Raw genomic sequence first — 24011 nt, forward strand, 5'->3', positions numbered from 1 at the left:
GGCAGCAAGGAAGTTTCATAGATATAATAAAAAGCCCCGCATCCTAGTTTGCGGGGCCTGGAAGAGCTTTATTTTTCCCAGTGCTCTTTGATAAATTCATCTCGCCCTGATTTTTCTCTGTCTTCCTTATAATGGGCGGAATTTTTCTTATAATAATCCTGGTGATAATCTTCAGCCGGATAGAAGGTTTCAGCTGGCAGCACCTTTGTTACAATCGGCTTGCTGAACTTTCCGCTTTCAGCAAGCTTATTGCGGGCAGCAATCGCTTTGTCTCTCTGAGTTTCATTATGATAGAATACAGCAGTCCGGTATTGGTCCCCGCGGTCATGGAACTGGCCGCCTTCATCTGTAGGATCTATCTGCTGCCAGAACAGTTCAAGCAGGTTTTCATATGGAAACACTTCAGGATCAAATTCAATCTGGACGACCTCATAATGACCGCTGTCCCCTTTTTTCACGTCTTCATATGTGGGATTGACAACATGTCCGCCGGTATAGCCGGAAATGATGCTATATATTCCGTCAAATTGATCAAAAGGCTTGACCATGCACCAAAAGCAGCCCCCAGCAAAAGTTGCCAATTCTTTTCTCTCTGTCATTCGCAAATCACCTTTTCTATTAAATATGAGAAGCTTTTCTACCAGTTTACCACCTCCAAGGGCTTTTGGATATTCTCATGTTTAGTATAAAAAACTTTTACTGGGCAAATGTCCATTTTTTAAATTCCCCATCATAATTGGGGGCAACCGCCCTCCTGCTGCATAGCATACAGAGAAAAAGAGACTGGAGGCTATGCAAATGAATCCTTATATGGCAATTCCTGAGTATGCATATCAGCAGCATGATGAGAGGTTCCTTCCGCTTCTGGCAATTGGCGCAGCTACCGGCGGGTTCGGCTTTGGCCGCCCTGGATGGGGCTATGGCGGATACGGATTTGGCTACGGACGTCCTGGATGGGGCTATGGCCGTCCTGGATGGGGCTATGGCAGGCCTGGCTGGGGTTATGGACGTCCTGGATGGGGCTATGGCTTCGGACGACCAGGCTTTTGGTATTAATAAATAATTGGAGGAACATGCAAAGCAAATGCTTTGCATGTTTTCTCTTTTCAGCCAGTCTTCGAAAAATCAAATTTCACGATTTTTTCTTCCCCTGTCTTCATATCCCTAATTTTGTACTGATTATTTGATACTTCTTCTGCTCCAAGCAGAATTACTTCCCGGATATTATCTTTGTTTGCCTTCTCAAGAGCTTTGCTGACTTTGCGGCCGCCAAGCTCCATCTCTACTCTCCACCCTTTTCCGCGCAGATACTGTGCAAGAGCAAGGGATTCTTTTGGCGTATTAATGGGAATAAGATAATAATCCGCTGTACTTTCCTGTTCCTTCCTGGACAGGCTTTGGCTGACTGCGGTGAAAATGACATCTAACCCAAACGAAATTCCAACGGTCGCTACCTTCTTCCCGCTCCCTATGAAGCCGCCGATTGCGTTATCATATCTGCCGCCGCTCCCTATGCTTGAGGCAAGCGTTCTGTCAGTGAGGAATATTTCATATATCGTGCCGGTGTATATGTCCAGGCCTCTTGCTAAAAAAGGATTAAAAACCGCTTTCCGGCCGCAATCCAAATAGGTTAGATAACCTTCCAGCTCCTTCAACTCCTGCAATCCTTCTTTTAAGAGGACGTTTTTATCCTCCAGTTCCTTATAGCAGGCAAGTTCTCCAATATTCGTGTCAGAAATGAAGCTGGCAGTCCTTTGAATCGCTTCGTCTCCTATTCCCTTAGCAGCCAGTTCTTCAGAAACCTTCTTCCAGCCTGCTTTTTCCAGCTTATCCAGCACCAGGATTGCCTCATTGCTCTTCTCTTCCGGCACTCCAAATTCCTGAAGCATGCCTGATAACAGCTTGCGGTTATTATATTGGATTGTCACATCCAAGCCAATTCTCGAGAATGCATCAAGTGCCATCACCATCAGCTCGGCTTCAGCAAGCTGGGAATCTGCCCCTGCTATATCAACATCACACTGTGTGAACTCGCGGAGACGATCGGTTTTTATCGGACCATCGCGGAAAACCCTGCCGATTTCATAGCGCTTAAAAGGAAGCCGTAATCCAGGATTCATAGCAGCAGCTTTTGCAAATGGGATGGTCAAATCATACCTCAAAGCCAAATCTCTCCCGCCTCGGTCAGAAAGTGTATACATCTCCTCAAGTATCTCTGCTCCCCCGCCATACTTGGAAGCAAGAAGTTCAGTATAGTTCAGAATCGGGGTCTCCAGCGGTTTGCATCCGTATTGAATGAATACATCCTCCAGCTTTCTTTGAATCCTCCGTCTTACAATCTCTTCTTCAGGCAAATAATCTTTAGTTCCTTTTACATTTTGATAATCCATCTTTTTCATCAGCTATTCCTCCAGAATAAGATTTAGAGATGATCCTCACCCTTTTAAAAAAATACAAAAAAACCGCACTCTTTTAAGTGGATACTTAAAATAATGCGGTTCATGATTAATAGCCTTCCTATTTGCGATTTTTAAAAATCGATAGCAAGGCTAGTTTTTATGATGATGGTTTTGTGAAAATGGACAACAGCTTCTATCCGGCTGCATAAGGATCACCTCTAATTTCCATATAATGTAGCATAGAATAACAGTGATATCAACTGGATTTGACGGCGGATACAAAAAACGGCGAATGGAATATGTAAGAATAGCTGCCTTTACAGCAGCCAGCTTAAAGCCCTTCCTCCTTCTCGCTTTCACGCCTGTTCCTCGATTCATGGTAGGCTTCATGCCGGAAATGGAGGATAGGATCATCGCTGCATTCAATGCCTTCAGGCAGAATGGTCGGATCAAAAAACATTTCATTTGGTTCTTCGTTCTTTTGTGTGATTGTCAGTTCTCCTATTGCAAGCTTTTGCCTGCCGCCCGGCCATAGCACTGTCGGGTCGTCTGTCGGATCGTCTTTTTCCCCAAGCTGCACTGATAATGTAAAACGGACTGAGCCCTTCGCCAGCCTCTCATCCAGCTCTGTTTCTAGATATGTTTCAGCAAGATGGCCGGCCGCCTCTTTTTTCGTGTACATGCTGACGCCTTCTTCCGGCTCCCAGATGAATTTAACTGCCTGCCGCCCTCCCTCCCTGGTGGTAAGGTAAAAGGCGTGGATAGAATAATAAGGAGCTGCTGCATAGCTTGCAGGCAGCCTCACCTCCTGGATCAGCTCAATGAACGCCTTGCTTTCAGGAAAGTCCTTAGCAATGCCTGCCAATGATTTTAGATCAGGTTTCCCCTTGCGTATTGAGGCAAACAGCTCAATAATTTGGGTGAAAGATTCGGGCGTCCTTGCAAAAAATAGCGGAACGGTTGTGCACACAAGATTTGTAACGTCTCCATCAGGCAGCTGGAATTGAACTGCCATTCCTTTAGGAGGAGTCATCGCATCACTGTGTCCGGGATTGGTCGAGCTGTTGGAAAAACGGACAATAGCCGGCACCTCGCCTCCCTGAAGATGTGGGGCAGACGTCAAATAGGCGGCTTTTCCGTTTGCTTTAAAGGTTCCTTTATAGGAGCATCCCCGTGCATGAGCCCTTTTGCGGCCAGGGAACTTTCCGGCTGCCCCTTCAATACTGTCTATGGCACGTCCGGCAAGATCGGTCTTTTTAATGCTACTCATCAGTTGGCCCCCTTTTCTATTCTTGATTACTCTATTCTTCCCTTGACCCGGCTTTTAGAAACAAACGGGTGTGTGTTTTTAAATGACCATAAGGAGGACTGAATAGCCAGCAAGGCCGATGCAGAATGCCGCAAAGCTGCTTTCCCGCTCTTCCGGCAGCTCTTCCTTCAGCACATTCAGCACCACGCCTCCAGCCAGGAAAGCGACAAGAATTGAAATGATCAGCTCATGAACTTCCATAACCGCTCCTATCACCCAGCCGAGCAAAATTGCTGAAGTCAGGAGTATGCGGCCGTATTTGTCATAAACTTCACGGTGATCCCGCCTGAGACCTCTGTCATTGGTGATGAAATGGATGCTTAGAGCTATAAAATAAAAGAACATTCCCCACGGGCTTTCATATTCCTCGCGTATGAGGAGATAACCGATGATGCTGTTATAAATAAAAAAAGATCCGATATGAATCCAGAACACGCCTGCAGAAGTCTGGTTTCCCGTCTTGTCTTTCTTCTTCTTTTTCGAAACCTTCACAATCCGTTCAAGGCCATAAAATATCGCCAGTCCAATCATGGCAATCAGGTAAATATGATTCTCAATATATTTTCCTGCATCCGTCCCGATCGAATCCTCCAAGCTCTCCTGATAGCCATTCAATTCCGGAAGCAGATGCAGGAACACATAAGCAACAGCGATGCCGCCGGCTATGGAAAGGATCCGGCTCCTTGGGGTTTCCTTGATAAAATTCATATATTTCGAGGAAAAATGGATGAGCGCAAAACCGATTGCAAAAATCATGCTGAGCCAAAAGAGCATATGATCATTCCTTTTTTAACATGGTGTCTGCTTAGTGCTTGCTGGACTGCCGGGACGGCAGGTGTGATTGAAAGGACGGCTGGTTTTTAACTGCGAATTGGCAGATTATCTTTTGAATTGGCAGAATATCTGCTGAAATGGCAGATTATCCTTCGAATTGATTGAATTATTTGTTGAATTGATCGAATTAACCGCCAGATTAATCAAATAGCCAGCTGGACTTATAAAAGTCCCAATAATAATACTAGATTTATCACAAACCACAAGTTTCCCTAAGCCTAATATTCCATAACCTGACTCTAGACAGTCTAAACACTCTTCTATACGAAAAAAAGAGCAGCTCTCTGCCGCTCTTTCACTTTATCTGCTTATTTTACCGGTATCCAGATCTCAGAATAGCAGTCCGGGCTGTAGGGATCATCATCATTGTAGACCTCAAGCTCAGGTGTCCCCGCATGTTCGTACGGGTTGGAAGGGAACCACTCTGAGAAGATTTGCTTCCAGGTATTCTGCATAGCATCAGGCATTTTCCCATGAACCTCGAAAACAGCCCATTTGGAGGCAGGAAGCATCAGCTCTTCTAATCCTTCAGGCTTCTCACCTTTACATTCAGCCGCAATCCAATAGTCCATCTTTGACTCTCCGGTCTCACCCCTTTTATCTACACAAATTCCAAGAACATGTTCATTGAGCGTGAAAAGGATTTTATTGATGCCGTCTTCATGCACCTGCTTCCACATTTGTGGAATGCCTTTGAAATTCTCTCCGTTCTCCATGGAAAATTCCTTTCTGATCCCTGCCGCTGTAAAGCTTTCTTTTTCGATGATTTTGTACTTCATTGGTTCCGCTCCCTTCAAGGTTACCTGTATGACCAGGCGATTATAGGCATTCAGCTGTCCGGCCTTTTTCCGTGCATCTGTTGGTGTCAGCCCATGCTGGCGGCGGAAGGCTTTTGCGAACGCCTCAGGAGTGTCATAGCCATATTTCAGGGCGATATTGATGACCTTTTCATCTGATGCTATAAGCTCCTGCGCTGCAAGCGTCAGCCTCCTCTTCCGTAAATATTCTCCAATCGACATATCCGTCAGCACCGAGAATGTCCGCTGAAAATGGAAGGAAGAAGCATTGGCCCGCAAGGCAATTTCCTCCACCGAAATCTCTTCCAGGAGATGGTCCTCCATATAATCAATTGCTTTCTGCAGCCCCTCAGCCCATCCCATATCGCTCACTCCCTGCTTTTATAGTAGCAGCTGTCCATGCTGGTCTCCTGTCAATTTATGCTCTTTGATGACAGTAATTTCTTTTCTGTAACCTATTCTATGTAAAGTACAGAACTCCCTTTTAATAGCGTGAAGATTTCTCTATCAATATAAAGACAAAAGGAGCTCATGTTTAGCTCCTTTTGTCTTTATGTTCTACATATTTGCTAATCCGGTAAAAAGAGGCCTCAATCTTTTCCTTGCCCTGTACAATCTTGTTTTCACAGTGCATGGCTTCAGGTTAAGCATCTCTGCAATCTCTTTTTCCTTCAGTCCCTTGCTTGCTTTAAGGTGCAGGATATCTCTATAGCCATCCTCTAAATTGTTAATCGCCCGATTGATTTGCGCCTCCATCAGCTGTGCCTCTACCATGCTCTCCACCGCTTCGCTCTTAACATTTCCAAGCGCATCGATTGCCTCTATTTCCATAGGCTGGCAGCTTTTCTTCCGTTCTCTGCGTACAAAGTCGATTGCTGTTCTGGCTGCAGTAACATTCAGCCATGCTCCCAGCTTCTCCTTGTCTATAATGGTGTGTGCCTTATTAAGTGCCTTAATGAATGTTTCCTGGACAGCATCTTCGGCCAAATAAGAGTCTCTTGTAATAGAATAGCTGATATGGAAGAGCCGTTTTTTATGAGTTTCATATGAATTTGCTATTTCTGCTCCAGTCATTTTTCCACTCCTTACTCTTCCACCGGCAATATAAGATTTACTTTGAAGAGATCGCCATCTGTCCCGATTTCAAGCTCCCCTTCATGTAAATCAATGATCGATTTTGCGATGGCCAGCCCCAGGCCGGATCCATCAGTATGGCGGGATTCATCACCCCGTTTGAATCTTTCGGACAGCTCTTCAGCATTATCATTAAGCTCATATTTTGAAACATTCTTGAAAGTGATTTCCGCATTTCGTCCTGTCTTCCGGATAGAGATATACACACGGCTGTTTTCCAGGGAATACTTCAGGATGTTGCCGATCAGATTATCAAATACCCGCCAGATTTTTTGCCCATCAACCATAGCAACCAGCGGCTTTTCAGGTTTTGTTATACGGAAATTCAGGCTTGATCCCTGGATCGCTTCATCATATTCTCCGAGGGACTGCTGCAGAAGCTGGACAAGATCTGCTTTCGTTTTGGCAAGTTCTATATTTCCGCTTGCCATCTTGCTTACTTCGAACAAATCCTCAATCAGCACCTTTAACCTTTGCGACTTGCGGTCTATGATTTCCAGATATGCCTCCCTTTCATCCGGCTCAATGCCCTCCTGCTTTAAAAGCTCCGTATAAGTGATAATCGATGTCAAAGGAGTCCGAAGATCATGGCTCACATTCGTGATCAGCTCCGTTTTCAGACGCTCGCTCTTGGCTTCCTGGCTCTGGGAAGTTCTTACCGCTTCCTTCAATAGATTGACGTTAGCAGCCAGGTCGGACAAAACAGATCTTCCGGAAACCTCGAGATCCGGACCCAGATTTCCCGAAGACAATTCCTCAGTATATTGGACGATGCGGTTAAAATAGCCGGTCTTTTTTACCAGGCTTATTGCAATCCGCGTGCCCAGACCAAAGAGAATGATAAGATATACAATAATAAATATAGGATCTATAAAAATAATGATGGAGAGGGCTCCCATGCCAAACACGAGGATGAACATGATGAGCATTTTGGTGCCAGTGCTCCATTGCAAAAAGGCATCCTCCAAAGCCCTTTTTGATCTGTTATAGACTTTTTTCAGAAGGCTCCCGCCCTCATGCAGAACGCTTTTCTTCCAAGCCTTACGGATCTGTTCTCCATCCTTCATCACAGCCATAATGTAATTCCACTGCAAGAGCGCCAGCCCCCATAACAATGCAGCCGAAAAGATGAATAGAAGCAATTCCATCCTGTCATATGGTACTTCCAGCATGTTGAGCACCGTATCGCTGATCCCAAAAAGGCAGATCACAGCCCCAATGACTGACAAGAGCAGAAGCATAAATCTCGAATCAATTGGAAGTTTATTGTAATAAGGCTCCCATCTCCCCATTTCTGCTTTTAATACGGCTGATCTGCGTGAGATCACCGCCCATAAAACAAATGCAGCAAGTCCTGCAGCAGCATGTGCAGCTAATATCACTTGCTTCTGCTTATAAACTTTGCTTGCATTATAATAGGAAACGGAAGATGCCAGATCGGACGCAACAGCAATTGTGCCCTCAAAGCTGCCCTTGGACTCAAGGAGCGTATCCAGCGTATCGTTTTGGTAAGGAAGGCTATAGAAGAACGATTCGCTGGAAATATAGGATCTGGATGTAAATTGAACTTCCTTTCCACTGAAGAATTCTCCAGCTGTTTCACCCGGTTTTAATTCAAGATTCGTGTAGATTTTCCCATTGCTGGTATTTTTAAAATAATAGATGAAATCTTTCTTATATTGATTGTATTCATCCCGAAAATTTTCCCGCAGTTTAAAAAGCTCTTTAATCTCTGCCTCTTTTTCCTTAACAACCTTCGGCCTTACATGCTCGTCACTCTGAAAGTTCTTCGTAATATCCGCTATTTTTTCATCCCGTTCTTTAATAAAGGCCTGCTCTGCTTCTTTATTATCTGTATCAATAGCTCCCTGGATGACCCCTTCATATTGTGACTTTATATTGCCGACCTGTTCAGGCAGGGACCCATACCGTGTCCGGTGCTCCTCAATATCAGCATCTGTTACAGCAATCGAATCCTTTGCCTCTTCCAGGGTAAGATCATAAAGCTCAAACATCCCCAAGTATCCGTTGAATTGATCGACTGCATAGCGGAACTGATCTGTATGGAAATAATCCTTATAAGAATAATTGCTTGCCAACAGGAAGGCTGAAAAAATGCCGCTTGTCGTAATTGTAAATAACAGCGCCCAGACGCCAATCATCAGCCTACCTTTCCATCTTGTATCCAACTCCCCAAACCACCTTTAAATATCTTGGATTTTTTGCATCAATTTCAATTTTTTCACGAATTTTCCTAATATGTACGGCAACCGTATTTTCTGCATTATAGCCAGGCTCCTTCCAGACCAGTTCATAGATCTCCTGGATAGAGAATACCCGGCCGGCATTGAGCATCAGCAGCTCTACTATTCTATATTCTATCGGTGTGAGCTTGACATGCTCGCCATTGACCTTTACTTCCTTTGTCTCCTTTTCAAGCGTCAGCCCGTTCAGATCCACGACTTTTCTGATGCCTTCAAAAGTCCCGAATGACACATATCTTCTCAGCTGTGACTTGACTCTTGCGACCAGTTCCATAGGATTGAAAGGCTTGGTCACATAATCATCAGCCCCGACCTGAAGCCCCAGGATTTTATCGGTATCTTCGCTTTTCGCGCTCAGGATGATGATCGGAATATTCTTGTTTTCCCTGATTTTATAGGTGGCAGAAATACCATCCAAGTTCGGCATCATTACATCCAGGACAATCAGGTGGACCTGGTGTTCACTGAGCATCTCGAGCGCTTCAATGCCATCGCCAGCCTTAAGGACTGTGATTCCTTCATTTTTTAAATAAATCTCGATCGCGTCGCGGATCTCCTTTTCATCATCTACAACAAGTACATTATAATTTTCCATTCCCCTATTCCTACCTTCTTAGCAGCTGCTTATGTATCTATCATAAAGAGCAAATCTTAATATTCCTTTTATAAATATCTTAAGATTTTCTTAATATTGGATGTTGTCTCCACTATTGTATACTAGAAATCTTGCGGTGAAAGCAGCGAATAGAAAAAAGCCGCCGGGTGGCAGCATAAGTGAAAGATAACATATATAAGGTGAAAGCAAGTTCCTCCAGCGACTAATTGATCATGATTTCCCTTTATGGTGAAAAGGGGCCCCTTTCGCTGGGCTGCTGTATATCTTTGCAATAGGATTCAGGCTGGCCTTTCAAGCAATAAAAAAGGCTTAACATGTTTTTGGGAAGTGATTCTGCTCCGACCACTATTTTTCTTTTTACAGCAAATAGTGGTTCCAGCTCCTCCGGCTGGGACCACTATTTTTCTTTTTACACGAAATAGTGGTTCCTGCTCCTCCGGCTGGGACCACTATTTTTCTTTTTACAGCAAATAGTGGTTCCAGCTCCTCCGGCTGGGACCACTATTTTTCTTTTTACACGAAATAGTGGTTCCTGCTCCTCCCGCTAGGACCACTATTTTTCTTTTTACAGCAAATATTGGTTCCAGCTCCTCCCGCTGGGACCACTATTTTTCTATTTACAGCAAATAGTGGTTCCAGCTCCTCCGGCTGGGACCACTATTTTTCTTTTTACAGCAAATAGTGGTTCCAGCTCCTCCGGCTGGGACCACTATTTTTCTTTTTACAGCAAATAGTGGTTCCAGCCCCTCCGCTGTAATCACCTTCCCTCTTTCTTACAAAATCATCCTAACATTTCTTCCTTCCGCAAGCGGCCCCAGCACTTCCAAAATGACTAAGGACAATGGTTCTCCTTAATACTTCAAACTCCCAGAATCCTTCGTTTCCCGGTAGGACGTTATCAGACTGGCCTGCTTCGGACAGCTGCCATCTATAGCAGCATTCGTTAAGGAAAAATACGGCTCTGAAATCACCACGATTTTCAATCAGTATGCAGCTTCCAGAGGATTGGCCATTACACATTCCAGATATATCGTCCGGGCAGCTGTTTAAAGTAAGGAAAAAAATGACCTGTGCTCTCCCTAAAGGAAGCACAGGTCATTCATACCTTATCTTGTAAAAGACTCTCTCATCCTGTCAGCGGCCCATCTCTTGATCATCCCTTTAGGGGAAGTGCTGTTTCTCAAGATTTGCACCCGCCAATACATCGGCGGATGGGGCATGAACTGGAACTCAATGAGGCGCCAGATGAGCTTGTCGCGATCAAGTGAGGAGATGACTCTCCTTTTTTCATCTTTAGCCGCACGGTATTCGGCTGACTGATTAACTTCCTGGTCCTGCCTTTCTGCCAGGTCTGCAAGCACGTCAGCCATCTGACTATAGCCACCCTCAAGAAGCTGTGCTCCCAGCTGGTCTGCTCTTACTTCCATCCATTGAGAAATAAAAGATTGATAGATAGGCAGAAACATCATTAGAAGCCAGACGCCAATAAAAACAGGAATTGGATAATCAGCAATATCAGGAATCCTATCTATAAGAAGCCATACAGCTAATCCCAGCAGCAAAAAGTAGGCGATCCTCCAAATTTGTGACCATAGGACATCCCTCTTTTTGACGTGTATAGCTTCATGGGCAAGAATGCTCTCTATGCTTGAAGGAGGCAAAGCCAGGGTAGCTGTTGTCACTGTTACCATCCCGCGCCCGATGTTCATGCCAGCGGCCAGGCCATTATATTGCGGAGAGTCAGTTTCATAAACCTTTACTCCCGCTATTCCTGCCTTAGTAAAAATTTTCTCAGCCATCTGCCTGATTTCCGCATCTTCAATTTCCTTTGCATCCATAGCTATTTTCAAAACTCTGTCAGACAGATACAAATTGATGAGCCAATACAAGAAAGCAAAGGTTGCAATGACCCAGGAGTTCACCTCTAAGAAGTAGAGTATTAGAATGATTGATGTGTATGCTGATATTCCTTTTACTGTGACTGCATAATAGAGCTTTCCCGCCAGCCGCTTCAGGTTTTTCCAGTGATAAAGAGGCAGAACAGCTGGAGCTTCTGTTCCAGTTTGACATTCCGGACAGCATCTGATGATTTCTTTCAGTCTGGCTGTATCGGCTATATTGAGGTAGATCGTTTCATTTGCTGCCCCTATACGCTGAACTTGCCCCAGGCTCGTTGTAAAATCGCTATTTGAAGTAAAAAGAGTCAGCAGGGGGTGAAGCCTCAGAATATCTGCGGCTTCTTCTTCCCTGCATTCCTTCAAAGCATAAAGAGGCAGCTCCCGGCAGTCGAGCTTGGAAACAATGTATATCATATTTTTTTCTTCAGAAAAATAGATTCTTAATGTAATAAAGACAATTACACGTTTTCCCAGTTCTGCCCAGGCAGCTATGAGTCCGAAAAGGAGAAACACCTTAAGCGGACTGTCCTCAGGGCCGTATATAAGAAATAATATGGCTCCCAGAAAGACGGCCAGGCTGATCAGGATATCAGTCCAGATTCTTGCGGCATTCCGAATGACAGGCCATTCTTCCGCCTCTATCCTGCCCAGCTCTTCTTTCAGCTCCCGGTACTTTCTATAGCCGATTCCGGCCAGAAAAACGGAGAAATAGGCACTGGAAAGAAGGGAAATCAGCAAAAGGCTGTCCAGGAATCCATTTTTATAGATCAGCCAGCCGATTGAAGCAGCAGCCAGCAGGATTTCAGCGGCAGCTGCCCATTTTCGGTGTTTAATGCCAATCAGCAGGCCGATCCCGGCAATCGCAAATCCCAAAAATATCGGGACCAGCATTTCAGTTATACTTGGCAGCATGATTCTCCTCCTTTAGCTGACAGGCTCCATGCCTTCGAGTTCCTGAATGACTTCCTCTTTGCTCATATCAGGATGTTCAATCATCAGCACATAGCGGAGTCCCCCCTCATCCCAGCTGATCATGCGGAGTTCTTTTTCATAAAAACCAGCCATATTCCTTACACTGACTTCTTCGCCGTCAAGCTCCATGCCCTCTCCTTCAGGAACCGGGAATGTTGAGATGCTGAAGCTTGGAATAGCATCTTTGGAATAATAGGCAGTCACCTCGGTCCGTGCCAACTCTCCCCCAAGCTCTGTCCATTCAATTCTGTCCAAGCTTTCTTCCAGGATCAGGATAGGCATGCCAAGCTTTTCTGCAGCCTGCTCAGCCGTGCCTTCAGTGGCTTCCATACTGGAATCAATCGATACGATTTCAACATCTTCGGGCAGATCTGCCTTAAATTCAGCAGCGGCAAAATCCGGGGAAAAATCAACACTTTCATAGATTACTTCTGATCGGTTATCCCCTGAATTGGAAACCGACTTAATCGGAAACCATGTCTTTTTGTCAACCCAGAATTCCATATCGCCAAGCAGGTTTTCCTTTGACTTGGCATTTATTTTTAAATGATAGACATCCCTTCCGATCATCTTTTCTTCCCCGGCCACTTCATATGAATGCGTACCGCTGAGATTTTCAAGCATTCCGGTAATCTGCTCTTTTTGCGTCATTGCGGCTGGAAGCTCAAGCCCGCTGATGTCCATTGCTTGTGCCGTCTTGCTTCCTTCCTCATAGCTGATGAGCTGTTTGCCGTCATTGATGGCAATGATCCGTTTTCCATCTTCTCCGCTGTTCTCCATGATGATTTTCCTTTTTCCGTCTTTATCTGCATATTCTTCAAAAGAAGCATTCTCGGTGAGTTCCCCATCACTATAAATCTTGTAAGATCCTGTCCCAAAATATGCTGCCGGTTCTTTTCCGGATTCCAATACATTGGAAACGATCTCATCTGAAGAAACATTGATGCTTCCGCTGCAGCCTGCAAGAAGCATGACCGCTGCACCTGCTGCTGTTATCATCTTTTTAAATGTCATTATTGGTTTCCATCCTTTCTCTAATCCAGCAGGCAAATAAGGTTCCATAGCCTTTACTGGACCATACACTAATTCTTCCTTTATGCTGCTCTATCAGCATCTTGCTGATGCTTAGCCCGATACCTGAGCTTCCTCCATGCGTCCTTGAGTCTTCACCCTGGACAAACGGGAGAAAAATTTCCTTCTGCAGCTGTTCCGGGATATAGCTTCCTTCATTTTGTACCAGGAGTATGGCTCCATCTTTTCTCCACTCTTCCAGTTCATCCCTAAATGGAGGGTAAACAGCATCAGGCAGTGATTCATTTTCAGAGACAGCTGCGGAGAGGATAGTGCTGCCTTCCCCAGTATGCCGGATGGCGTTTGCCATTAGATTGTCAGCTACCCTTATCATCTGGCCTGCATTCAGGCTGTATATTCCGGTGACCGGCGTTTCCACTTTCAGTCTGATTCCTTTTTTCAAGCAAGGCTCTTCATATCCTGACAAAAGATATTCAAAAAACTCTTCACCTTCAACATCTGTAAGCTCAATTTTTTTCTGGCCGGTCTGCAAGGATGCATAAAGAGCTAGATCATCGATCAGCTGCTTCATGTAGCCGAGCTTCTCCATTAGAATTTCATTATATTCTCTATTTTCCTGGGCGGTTAAGGGACGGCTGCCAGTCAATGCTTCTGCATAGGCCTGTATGACAGTGAGCGGTGTTTTCATATCATGGGATAATGCTGCTAAAATAAATTCCTTCTCCTTCTGCTGCTGAATGATTTCCTCCCTGGACTTTTCCAGCTGGGCCTTCATTTGATAGAAGCCTTCGTATAGTGCACCAATTTCATCTCCTGCAGCCTTTTCCCTTTCGATTGGCATTCCGCCGGCAAAGCGCTCCATCTGGTTTTCAAGCCGCTCCAGCGGACGATTCAGCTTTCTGTTTATCAGAAGCGCTGCTGCTGCATACACTGCCAGCAGGAATGCTGCCAATGATATCCCGTAAAGAATGGTGCGGTTTTCAACACCTTCCATCCAGGTCTGCCTGGCGAAGGTCACCTCATAAATCCCTATTAAATTGCCATCCTCGAATACTGGTTTTTTAACAACATAAGATCTCATGTTTTTGTTCATTTCATTAAGCCCTTTATACAAATCTTCCGGCCTCCTCTGCTGGAGCCTGTTCACCGACATGTCCTCCAGAGAGGAAAAAAGGGAAATTCCATCTGGGCGGTAGAGAGCGATTTTGAGCTTTTCGGTGGAAAGCTGTCTGAGCTTCTCATACTTGCTGGCCGGCTGAATTTCATAAAGATTTTTGTCTTCCAGGCTGGGACTGAGCTCTTGCATTTTTTGCTGCACTTCCATGTATTCCATAACATCTCTTTGTTCATCCCACTCAGAAATACTGAGATATAAAAGGAAGAGAAACAGCAGCGGAAGCAGCATCACCGCCAGATAACTGATTCTGAGCCAGTTTTTAATTTTCATCCTTTTCCTCTCCAATGAAACGGTAGCCAGTACCCCACACCGTCTGTATGAAAACAGCTGACCTGGAAGTATCCTTCAGCTTGCTGCGCAGACTTTTGATATGCACGGTTACCGTATTGCTTGCGGAAATATCCTCCTGTTTCCAGACCATTTCAAGCAGAGCTTCTTTTGAAAAAGTTTCAAACGGATTTTTAGCCAGGAGCTGCAGCAGCTCGTATTCTTTTGCAGTCAGATTCAGCAACTGACCGTCCAAGTGAACTGCTTTTTGAGAAAAGTCGATTGAAAGGCCTTTTTGATAAACATTCACCTCGCTGGTATCTTCTACTCCCTGATATCTTCTGTACCTGCGTAAATGGGAAGAAATCCTTGCACTCAGTTCTTCAAGGCTGAATGGCTTTGTGATATAATCATCCGCTCCCAGATTAAAACCCTTCACTTTGCTTTCATCTTCTGACCTTGCACTGATGATCAGCATTGGAATTTCATGCGTCTTCCGAATGGTCCGCAGCAGGGTGAAACCGTCCAGCTCAGGAAGCATGAGATCGACGAGCACAAGATCAAAGACCTCTGCAGCAAATTCCTCCAGCCCCTCTTTTCCGGTAGATGCCCATGCCACACTAAAACCATCCTTCCGTAAGTGATCACAAATGATTTTGGCGATCTGCCCATCGTCCTCCACGAGCAGCAGTCTTTCTTGCTTTGCCATATGCCCCTCCCCTTCCAGTCCATTATAAAAAATGATAAATGTATCTCTGAAAACTTTATAAACTCTTCATAATTTTAAAAACAAATAAAACTGCCAGGCCTGTTCCCGGCAGTTTGAAATTTTAAACCATCATTTACCTTTTATTCTATTTATTATATTGATATATCACAACACAATCAATCCGGTTTAAAAAGGGATACGCCCCTTTTTGCAGAAGTGGTATATAAAGGAGTGGTTCGGTGAAATCAGGAGAATTATATATTATTAAAGATATTCGAGGAAATTATAGCCTAGTCAGATTGGCCAAGGGTATTTATATGGGGAGCAAGAAGGTGGAGAATCTAATAACAGAAGATTATTTTGTAGACTTTCAATATCTTTCTCCTGCAGAACAAAAAAAACAGGTCCTCTCTCTTGAGGCAGACCTATTTTTTAATAATGGGATCCCTGTGTCTCCAGAAGCAGCCTGCGGGGAATGCGGAGAGCAGATACCAGCTGAGGAATATAAAGTTTGTAACCGCTGCGGCAGACTCTATTGCCAGTCACACGGCTGCAGCTGTCAGTAGAATAAAAGATGGGCAGCTAAGTGCCCATCTTTTTTTCATGGGATTATGGAAAATTCTAATTGGAAATTTGTCTGCAAGAAAATCTTTAATAATACATTTTCACTCATTAAACTAATCCAATTTATACATTCCACCTGCATATTTCCCCAGATACCGTAGCATTTCAGCTACAACCGCCAAATAGCGCCAAGTGCTCCTATAATTAGACACAAATGCTTATCGATTATGTTGGAACTTACTGTTAGTATTAAAGCAAGAAGTGTTAGGGATCCTTCAGACTTTTCTTAGTCCCATCCCATCTCGCAGGATAGGAGGAATTAGGATGACCACAAAAACAGAAATTCGGAACATGCTTCTGAATCTTATGTATTACAGGGATTGTGACATAACCCATATCTTTACGGAACGGAATTTGCGTATGGAGGTCAGTTTTTTAAAAGAAAGCTTTTGTTATTCCTTGCTGGTTTCCGTGCCTGTAGAATCTGTATTCAATCAGCGGACCTTGAGGTTTCAATCGATTGATTATGCCGCAAGTGCCATTGAACAGATTCTTTTGAATAATGACAATCCCAGCCCCTTTGTTTTTGACCCTCCACCTGAAGACCTGCCCATCATTCCTGCCGCCGAACCTATTTCCATCACGATTAAAGGATGTTAAAAAAAGCACCGCTAATGCGATGCTCAATTGCTTTGCTATTTCAATCTGAACCGGCTGACTGACTCATTCAGCTCTTCTGCCATTTTTGCAAGCGATGCTGCAGAATCAGACATTTCATCCATGGAAGCCAGCTGCTCTTCTGTTGACGCAGAAACCTCCTGGGTGCTTGAAGCTGACTCTTCGGCTGCAGCAGCAATGTCATCGATCGCCTGCACAATATGTTCGGCTCCTGCTGCAAGCTGCTGCACAGCGGCTGAAACCTCTTCGATCTGTGCTGTAACCCCTGATACAGAATCCCCTATCTCTTTAAAGGCTCCCCCTGCTTCACCAACTGCCGTGATTCCTCTTTCGACTTCCTTGCCTGCATCGGCCATCGACGAAATGGCTTTGCCTGTATCCTGCTGAATGGCTGAAATGATTCCGGAAATCTGCCGTGCAGAATCTGCCGACTGCTCAGCCAGCTTCCTGACTTCATCTGCAACCACTGCGAAGCCTTTTCCAGCCTCACCAGCACGTGCAGCTTCAATTGCTGCATTCAAGGCAAGCAAGTTGGTCTGATCTGCTATACCAGTAATGGCTTCAATTATATGTGTAATATCATGTGACCGCTGGCCAAGCTTTTTAATGACACCTTCCAGCCCTGCAAAGGTTTCATGAATAGAACTCATTTGTTCGATAGCAGAACCGATCGCCTTGCCGCCCTCTTCTGACAGGCTGGCTGCACCAGCGGCAGTTTCGGAAACAGCAGCGGCATTATCTGCAATTTGCCTTACACCGGCAGACATGCGCCCTACAGTAATAGAAGCCTGCTCTACCGATTGCACCTGCTTATCAGAACCTGACGCGACATTATTCATGGCAGCAGCAATCTGTCTGCCAGCAGCCCCTGACTGCTCTGCACCAGCTGTCAGCTGTTCGGCGGAAGCAGCCACCTGTTCGGCATTTTCAGCAGTACTTTTGATGACTTCCCTCAAATTCTGTGACATTAGATTAAAAGAATCTGCCAAAAGGCCAATTTCATCTTTGTTCCGCACGTTCAGCTTCCGGACTGCCAGATTTCCGCCTGCAATTTTCTTTGCTTCAGCTGCTAGAAGCTTGACAGGCCTTGAAATGATCCTTGCTGTCAGATAAGCGGCAAGGATTCCTATAATCATAGCTGCAAGCCCGATCAAAGAAACTGCAAGCATAATTTGCCCGGATTTCTTTGATACCGCTGACTGCCCATCTGCCATTAGACCTTCCTGATACTGGGAGAGTTCTTTAATTTTTTTATTAAAGTTTTCTACAATTTGCTGTTTGGAAACAAGTGTTTCCAATTGCTCCATTTCTCCCTGCTGCTTTAATTGAAACACTGATTGCGAGAAAAGATAATATTGCAGCTCAAGTTTATTCAGATCCTTTAATAATTCCTTCGATTTTTCCCGTTTGATAGTGGATTGAAGGTCTTTGCTTGATTTTTGATAGGCAGAGTGCCCTTCCTCAAACTGCTTTAAATACTTCTCTTCGCCAAGCGCCAGGTAGCTGCCCTGATTGCTCTGCTGCTCTGCAATATTAATGTTAAGCTCTTTGATTTTCATAAGCTTTGCAGCCCGATCGTCTATCAGTTCCGAATATTGGCTGTCGATTGAATTAATTTGCGTAATGCTGATCACCGACATTACTGCCAGCAGAATCAGAACTCCTGAAAACCCCGCAAACAGCTTTCTCCCGATTGTCATTCTCATTAAGCTCCCTCTCTCTCTGTTGTTAGCTTGTTCATATGACATATCGGCAGATATTGCAGGTTTTTCAGTCAATATGTTGAATTCGAATTATTCAGTCATTGAAGTAGTTGAAATCTTTTTACATTCTCATGAAATGCCTATTCTTTATGGATTTTTCTCTCCCTCATTATCTTGTCTTCCTTATCGTAATCAACATCTTTTGCAGCAGGATCTTCAGGCGTATTTTCCAGCTCCCATTCAATGGTTTTCTGGATCCCTTTTTCTAATGTTATGAATTCTTTATAGCCCAGTTCCTCTCTAATCCTTTCGGATGATAGATCAATGCTCTGCCCGGCATTCATGCCCAAAGGAAGTTTCCCTTCCTCAACCCCCTCTATTGAACCTTGCCACACCATTGCTTCTGCAATTTTGCCGACCCACTCCTTCTCTGAAAAATTATTTTCTGCGACATTATAAATCTTTCCTGCAGCCATGGGATTTTCAATAGCGGCTACAATTGCATGGGCGACATTTTCAACATACCCTCTGCAGGCCTTCCACCTGCTGTGAACTTCATCCAATAATATATACGGCCTTTTGTCTGCCATCCTCTTAATATATTGATAAAGTCTGTGCTGTCTGTCGCCAGGCCCATACACCATTGGAAGCCTCAGGACTGTGCCTTTCAATTTTTCGCTTTCCATATACACTTTTTCTACGGGGATTTTGTCATAATGATAATAAAAGTGTTCCTCGCTTACATTTTCTCTGTAGGGATAAAGCTTTTCCCTCAATGGAGAATCCTCTCTGGAAGGTGTGGGAACTGGTTCCCCGGGCTCTGTTCCAAGCAGCCGGCCAAAGCTGAGGTATACATCTGCACTGCTGATTGCCACAAGCCGGTCTGCGGTTCCTTCGAATATATCCCTCACAGTCTCAGCATGCTTTTCAGTAAAGGGAATCATATCAAGGACAACATCCGGACGAAAGCCCCTAAGCTCATCTTTGTAATCATTAATTTCACTGATATCACCTTGGATGCGGATAATATCCTCCGGCAGGGATGCTTCTGTCTGCCCTCTGTTAAAAACAGCAACTTTGTGGCCTTTTTGATAAAGCTCTTCTATCACATACGGACCCATGAATTTTGTACCGCCAATGATTAAAACCTTCATTTGCATTACCCCTTTTATGATAACTCTTTCATCATATAAACCTGGTTTACGGCAGGCGTAAATCCTATAGCAGACAATAATTCATAGATTTCTTTATTGCCGCTTACAGGAAAGTTAGGTATAACTCTTCGAATATCATCGCTGAAATCCCCAAATATTCTGGACAGCAGATATGCGCCTATTTCCCGCCGATCATTCCTGCCCTGTTCCGCTTCCAGCTGGAAGAGGGTGGTTGCCATATGACTTCCTTCAGCAGAGAAGCCCTTGCGGAAGAAAGCATACCCAATGGCATTTCCACCTTCTAATGCAATCAATGCTTCGCCGCCTGCTGCATTCTGCCAGCAAGTCTGCCATGGATCTGTTCCCTTGTAAAAGTCCAGGGCGGAAACCTCTTGAGGATATACTGACATTACTTCGTAAAATTTCTGATCAGCCAGTGATAAAGGATTTTTCTCCAATCGTCCTTTCAGCTCTAAATATTCAAGGTCATCCACTTTTTGATACCCCAATTTTTCATAAAGGCTAATGGCTTTCGCATTCTCACTGATTGCTTCAAGCGTGGCCATTTGGACACCTTTTTCTTTATATATTTTTATAGATTCTTCTATCAGCCTCCGTCCGACCCCTTTGCTGCGCCAGGAAGAAGCAACACCTGTGCCGCCATTCCAGGCAATCTTTCTTCCCCTGAATTCCCGGATGCCGCTCTTAACAATGCCGATTGGCTCTCCTTCTGCAAAAGCGATAATCGACAAATCCGGCGACAGGCCTTCAGCTGCCATCCTTGCAACAAACTTTTCCGGTGTTGTAGCTGCATTGAAGAAATATCCTTCAAACCCTTTGTTCCAGGCTGTTACCGCTTCATTTATCGAGCAATCTGACAAGCGTCTGATTTCAATCATTTCTTTTCTCCTTTGAAAAATAATCTATTATTTTTTCCATTAGTATTGCCGGCTGTTCAATAGCAGTCCAGTGGCCGCACTTAGGTATCACTTCAATTGCTGCATGTGGAATAAGGGGAAGCAGCAGCTCCTCCAGCATATCGGGAGTCAGGATATCCCCTTCACCCTGTGCTGCCATAACAGGAATATCAGCCAGTGCGGCCGGACTGATACGGGATTCGTAGTTTTGCAGAATATCTTCCCCGATCTGTGAATTTACAATGCTATTGCTTATCGTCGCAGTTTTCTTGGCCAGATTATCACTATCATATAAATAATACGGATCAATGACCTTAAAGATATCAGCGGCAGCTGCCTTGCCTTCTTTGTAGTCTTCTGTTATTTGATGGAACCGCTCCAGCTCTTCTTCAGAGAGCCTTTCCATCAGCAAACGGCCAAAATTCTCATATCCTTCTGTTTTTGCTCCGACTGCCGCGGTTAGAAATAACCTGCTTACGTTTGCCGGATATTTTGAGGCATACAGCAGTGCAAGCATGGAACCCCACGACTCCCCGACCAGATTCAGCCTGCCGATTTCAAGATGCTGCCTAAGCGCTTCCAAAGTTTCAACTTCTTCATCCATGGTGTAAACCGCTTCTACACTAAAAGAAGACTCACCGCAGCCGCGCTGATCATAAAATACCAGCTGGAACTGTGATGCCAAAGGTTCAAGATGAGGAAGAAAGAAACGGTGCTCACTTCCCGGGCCCCCATGCAAAAATACGATTGGTTCACCTTCCCCCATTTGCTTAACAAAAACAGACTCATTTCTTAACGTAACAAGAGCAGATTCCATAAGTCCTCCCCCTAAATAAACCAGATAGTCTATTTTATATTATCATTATATTCTGAATTTAATCCAGTTATTTTTGGATACTCGAACTTTTTTTTCATTTGCACATACGCTGTATTATCTAGGCTAATGGAGGGGATACAATGAGAGCTTTATTAGAGCAGGGGCCTGCATTGGAAACCATTATACGCGGAAGCAGGGAGTACCAGCTGCTGAGGAAGCTGGCAGCAGAAATTAATGCGGATCCGGCAGCAAGGCAGCTGATCGAGGATTTCCGCAGCATCCACCACTTACTGCAGGAAAAGCAAATCCGCGGGGAAAATCTGGGCGCCACTGATATTCAAAAATTGCAGATGCTGGAATCCAGCCTGATGCAAAATCAAAAAACCGCTTCTTACCTGCAGGCAGAAGAACAAATCTTCCAGGCCATCCAGGAACTGAATATGATTTTGGCCAGGCCGATGGAAGAAATCTATGGCTGAGTGAAGATCGTCAGGCAATATGCTTTATAGATTATCCTTGTTGTCATATTAAAAAAGGAAAGCAAATTTGCTTTCCTTTTTTATGAGGTACAAGCTGTGCCAATTTATGGTCAGCCCTCTTCGTTATAATATGGCGGCTCCTCTCTTACCCATCCTTTGCCAGTTAAAGATTGGCGGCCAACTCCATACGAAAAATACCATGAACCGGACTTTCAACTTTTTCACATCATTCTTAATATGTAATAATGAATTTTTCTCTTCCTATTTTTTCCGCTGACGTTTCTTTTACTACCTGATAACCTTTATCTTGCCTTTCCATTTTCCTTCGCTCTTGGTAAAGTGATCAGTCATCGACCCTTCTCCCTTTGAAGCAAAGCTACCCGTTCCTGCAAAGCTTCAAGCAGAAACGAAACAAGATTACCGTATAAAAAGATAATAGTTCCGGCATAGAGCATAAAAAACAGAAGCCAGCTTAGAAAGGCAGTCCCTAGTCCAGGGGCAGATTCAGTATCATAGACAGTAAAAAAACACACAGTATGGAGACGGCTGCTGAGACAGCAAATGAAGCTGTTAATTTCTTTGAACCATATTTCTGAGCCTCAATTATTGCGTCCTCCTTTTACCGCTCCTAAAATACCTTCATTATGAAATGATACTCATTCGTGTATCTAAGTTCTCTTTAGAGTATAGGAATTTAAGCAATTTATCATAAGCATCTGTCTGAAAAATAAGCTCACTTTCATTAAAAACAAAAACTGTATAATCGGTCAGCTCTTTTCCATTCTCCAATTTAAGAGAGTTTTCAGCTGATGTCTTCAAAACAGTTTTAATTCCCTCTTTTTTCAAAAATTCCATTTTCTCTTTTGATTTATTTCCGATAGCAAGTATGGACAGTTTACCACTTTCATTCGACAGCCAGTTACTGCCATTAAAGATTTTATCCTGTTCCTCGAGAACCCTCACTTCTTCCAGAATTGGAAACCATAATTGACCGTCTTCTGGATATCTCGCTTTAAATGCAAGTTTCTGGCCTGTATGATACTTTGCTCCCTTATTAATCCAGAATGGAACCTCATCTATTTTAATAAAGCCCTGTTCACGGTTGACTTCGGTTACAATTCCTTCCTTGCTGGTTGCTTCAGGAAGTACATTTTCATCAATATATTTTTCCATCGACCCGAGTTCTTTGCTGCGGAAAACTTCTCCTTCCTCGTCCAATAGTATATAGGAAGGTACTTCTTTAATATTTAATTCTGATAGCTCTTCTTCTGCTCTTTGTAAATCTGTATACCCCCCTATTGTTATAAATGAAGGGGGATACTGCTGTAATAACTTCGCTCTTATCTCCAAATCTTTTTCCAGGGTGACCTCTTCTTCTGTTATCACGATTGAATACTGGCCTTTGAACCTTGGAAAGTAAGGTTCTTTCTGGGGCTGTTTCTCAATTTTTATAGGAAGATAATACTCAGCTGTTTTTCCATCCTTCCAATATGCCTGTAAGACTGCTGTTTGAATTCCCTCGCCTTCACTGAATAAGCCGTTTTCTCCCAATATACTCGGCAATAAGTCAGGAAATTTTTTTCCGTTAGGCATCAGAGTGCTTTTTCCTATAAAAACAGGGATGTCAGCTTCGTCGGGAAATTCAACCTTCATTTCCTCATTTTCGTATACATGCTGATATTTCAGAGATTTGGTAATATCCTTCATCTCTCTCTCCACGAGTCCATCATTCCACCGATAAGACCCCAAGATGGCCTGCACCTCGGTGCCCCCGACTGTAATCACTGGCATGGGCGGCTTTTCTTCCTTAAAAACCTTTTCTTTGTCAAAATATAGCATCACCATTATGATCAATAATGCGCCGGATCCCCATAAAATGGGACGCTGCCATTTTGTGTTTCTCTTTGTACTTTTTCCTTCCATGAATATCCCTCCCACAGTTGTACAGCCAAACCAAGTTACTTTATATACGAACAGGCTTCCAGAAAGTTGCGATTTTTTTCCATTATTATACCGAAAAAAGAAAAGCACTTTTCTCATTGGCTGCTGCTGCCTTGCCATCCTTATAAGTCGTGATAAAAAACTCTTTCAGGAGGCGGGTTCTTCCCCGCCAGCAAAAAAGAGCGGGCCTTCCCGCCCCTGAATGAGGCATCAGTAGTAGATTGAAAGATAGGCGGAGAAATTCCCCCTAATTTCGAAAAAACTCAAAAAATGGCTCATATAGACGGAGAATTTCCGGCTATTGACTCAAAAAACAGGAAAATGGGCTACTTCGCTTCGCTTAACCGGAA

Annotated in this window: 21 protein-coding genes and 1 pseudogene; 4 read left to right on the plus strand and 18 right to left on the minus strand. The window is 44.1% G+C overall.

Annotated elements, in window-relative coordinates:
• Window positions 1-68: 68 nt before the first annotated feature.
• Window positions 69-599, minus strand: a complete 531-nt coding sequence (msrA, locus tag LCM00_RS03240) for a peptide-methionine (S)-S-oxide reductase MsrA (protein ID WP_224897784.1) — start codon at window positions 597-599, stop codon at window positions 69-71.
• A 199-nt stretch (window positions 600-798) separates the two neighbouring features.
• On the opposite strand from msrA, the gene LCM00_RS03245 reads away from it, so the two are divergent.
• Entirely contained in the window at window positions 799-1056 is a 258-nt protein-coding gene (locus tag LCM00_RS03245) for a hypothetical protein (protein WP_101548166.1), read from the plus strand.
• A 50-nt stretch (window positions 1057-1106) separates the two neighbouring features.
• Here the strand turns inward: LCM00_RS03245 and LCM00_RS03250 are convergent, their stop codons facing one another.
• The 11 genes from LCM00_RS03250 to LCM00_RS03300 form a co-directional block, all read right to left on the minus strand.
• On the minus strand, window positions 1107-2399 hold the full coding sequence (locus LCM00_RS03250) for a histidine--tRNA ligase (RefSeq protein ID WP_224897787.1): 1293 nt from the start codon (window positions 2397-2399) through the stop codon (window positions 1107-1109).
• A gap of 331 nt (window positions 2400-2730) precedes the next feature.
• Window positions 2731-3669, minus strand: coding sequence for a catalase family peroxidase (locus LCM00_RS03255; RefSeq protein WP_224897789.1), 939 nt, complete (start codon window positions 3667-3669; stop codon window positions 2731-2733).
• 78 nt (window positions 3670-3747) lie between these two features.
• Window positions 3748-4464 carry a hypothetical protein gene (locus LCM00_RS03260; protein ID WP_224897791.1) on the minus strand — a complete coding sequence of 239 codons (717 nt, stop codon included), beginning with the start codon at window positions 4462-4464 and terminating at the stop codon, window positions 3748-3750.
• A gap of 386 nt (window positions 4465-4850) precedes the next feature.
• Window positions 4851-5702 carry an AraC family transcriptional regulator gene (locus tag LCM00_RS03265; protein ID WP_224898166.1) on the minus strand — a complete coding sequence of 284 codons (852 nt, stop codon included), beginning with the start codon at window positions 5700-5702 and terminating at the stop codon, window positions 4851-4853.
• Window positions 5703-5897: 195 nt separating this feature from the next.
• Window positions 5898-6413 (minus strand): RNA polymerase sigma factor, encoded by a 516-nt coding sequence (locus LCM00_RS03270; protein ID WP_224897793.1) that lies wholly within the window; start codon window positions 6411-6413, stop codon window positions 5898-5900.
• 11 nt (window positions 6414-6424) lie between these two features.
• On the minus strand, window positions 6425-8662 hold the full coding sequence (locus LCM00_RS03275) for a HAMP domain-containing sensor histidine kinase (RefSeq protein WP_224897795.1): 2238 nt from the start codon (window positions 8660-8662) through the stop codon (window positions 6425-6427).
• Window positions 8640-9332 carry a response regulator transcription factor gene (locus LCM00_RS03280; RefSeq protein WP_224897797.1) on the minus strand — a complete coding sequence of 231 codons (693 nt, stop codon included), beginning with the start codon at window positions 9330-9332 and terminating at the stop codon, window positions 8640-8642. Before LCM00_RS03280 ends, LCM00_RS03275 begins: the two co-directional genes overlap by 23 nt.
• 1127 nt (window positions 9333-10459) lie before the next feature.
• On the minus strand, window positions 10460-12163 hold the full coding sequence (locus LCM00_RS03285; protein WP_224897799.1) for a M56 family metallopeptidase: 1704 nt from the start codon (window positions 12161-12163) through the stop codon (window positions 10460-10462).
• Between the two features lie 12 nt (window positions 12164-12175).
• Window positions 12176-13237, minus strand: a complete 1062-nt coding sequence (locus tag LCM00_RS03290; protein WP_224897801.1) for a LolA family protein — start codon at window positions 13235-13237, stop codon at window positions 12176-12178.
• Window positions 13227-14702 carry a HAMP domain-containing sensor histidine kinase gene (locus tag LCM00_RS03295; protein ID WP_224897804.1) on the minus strand — a complete coding sequence of 492 codons (1476 nt, stop codon included), beginning with the start codon at window positions 14700-14702 and terminating at the stop codon, window positions 13227-13229. Before LCM00_RS03295 ends, LCM00_RS03290 begins: the two co-directional genes overlap by 11 nt.
• Entirely contained in the window at window positions 14692-15408 is a 717-nt protein-coding gene (locus LCM00_RS03300; protein WP_224897806.1) for a response regulator transcription factor, read from the minus strand. The genes LCM00_RS03295 and LCM00_RS03300 overlap by 11 nt, the downstream gene beginning before the upstream one ends.
• Window positions 15409-15647: 239 nt before the next feature.
• Between LCM00_RS03300 and LCM00_RS03305 the strand changes: the two genes are divergently transcribed.
• Together LCM00_RS03305 and LCM00_RS03310 are read left to right on the plus strand one after the other, a co-directional pair.
• Window positions 15648-15974 (plus strand): hypothetical protein, encoded by a 327-nt coding sequence (locus tag LCM00_RS03305; protein WP_224897808.1) that lies wholly within the window; start codon window positions 15648-15650, stop codon window positions 15972-15974.
• Between the two features lie 322 nt (window positions 15975-16296).
• Complete coding sequence (locus tag LCM00_RS03310; RefSeq protein WP_224897810.1) at window positions 16297-16632, plus strand: hypothetical protein; 336 nt, start codon at window positions 16297-16299, stop codon at window positions 16630-16632.
• 35 nt (window positions 16633-16667) lie between these two features.
• On the opposite strand, the gene LCM00_RS24845 is transcribed toward LCM00_RS03310, so the two are convergent.
• The 5 genes and pseudogenes from LCM00_RS24845 to LCM00_RS03330 form a co-directional block, all read right to left on the minus strand.
• Window positions 16668-17618: a methyl-accepting chemotaxis protein gene (locus LCM00_RS24845; protein WP_404802137.1), complete on the minus strand. Its 951-nt coding sequence runs from the start codon at window positions 17616-17618 to the stop codon at window positions 16668-16670.
• A pseudogene (locus LCM00_RS24850) lies at window positions 17610-18398 on the minus strand (HAMP domain-containing protein); the annotation flags it as partial. The pseudogene LCM00_RS24850 and the gene LCM00_RS24845, both read right to left, overlap by 9 nt.
• A gap of 95 nt (window positions 18399-18493) precedes the next feature.
• On the minus strand, window positions 18494-19507 hold the full coding sequence (locus tag LCM00_RS03320) for an SDR family oxidoreductase (RefSeq protein ID WP_224897814.1): 1014 nt from the start codon (window positions 19505-19507) through the stop codon (window positions 18494-18496).
• 14 nt (window positions 19508-19521) lie between these two features.
• Window positions 19522-20406, minus strand: coding sequence for a GNAT family N-acetyltransferase (locus tag LCM00_RS03325; protein WP_224897816.1), 885 nt, complete (start codon window positions 20404-20406; stop codon window positions 19522-19524).
• Window positions 20399-21241, minus strand: a complete 843-nt coding sequence (locus LCM00_RS03330) for an alpha/beta fold hydrolase (RefSeq protein ID WP_224897818.1) — start codon at window positions 21239-21241, stop codon at window positions 20399-20401. Before LCM00_RS03330 ends, LCM00_RS03325 begins: the two co-directional genes overlap by 8 nt.
• Before the next feature lie 140 nt (window positions 21242-21381).
• Here LCM00_RS03330 and LCM00_RS03335 point away from each other — a divergent pair, with 140 nt between their 5' ends.
• The gene (locus tag LCM00_RS03335) at window positions 21382-21720 is read left to right on the plus strand and encodes a YlbF family regulator (protein ID WP_224897820.1); all 339 of its coding nucleotides are present in this window, start codon (window positions 21382-21384) and stop codon (window positions 21718-21720) included.
• A 642-nt stretch (window positions 21721-22362) separates the two neighbouring features.
• Here LCM00_RS03335 and LCM00_RS03340 read toward each other — a convergent pair.
• Window positions 22363-23781, minus strand: coding sequence for a hypothetical protein (locus LCM00_RS03340; RefSeq protein WP_224897822.1), 1419 nt, complete (start codon window positions 23779-23781; stop codon window positions 22363-22365).
• Window positions 23782-24011: the final 230 nt, after the last annotated feature.

This window comes from Bacillus infantis (assembly GCF_020171945.1).
GTDB lineage: Bacteria > Bacillota > Bacilli > Bacillales > Cytobacillaceae > Bacillus_AB > Bacillus_AB infantis_A.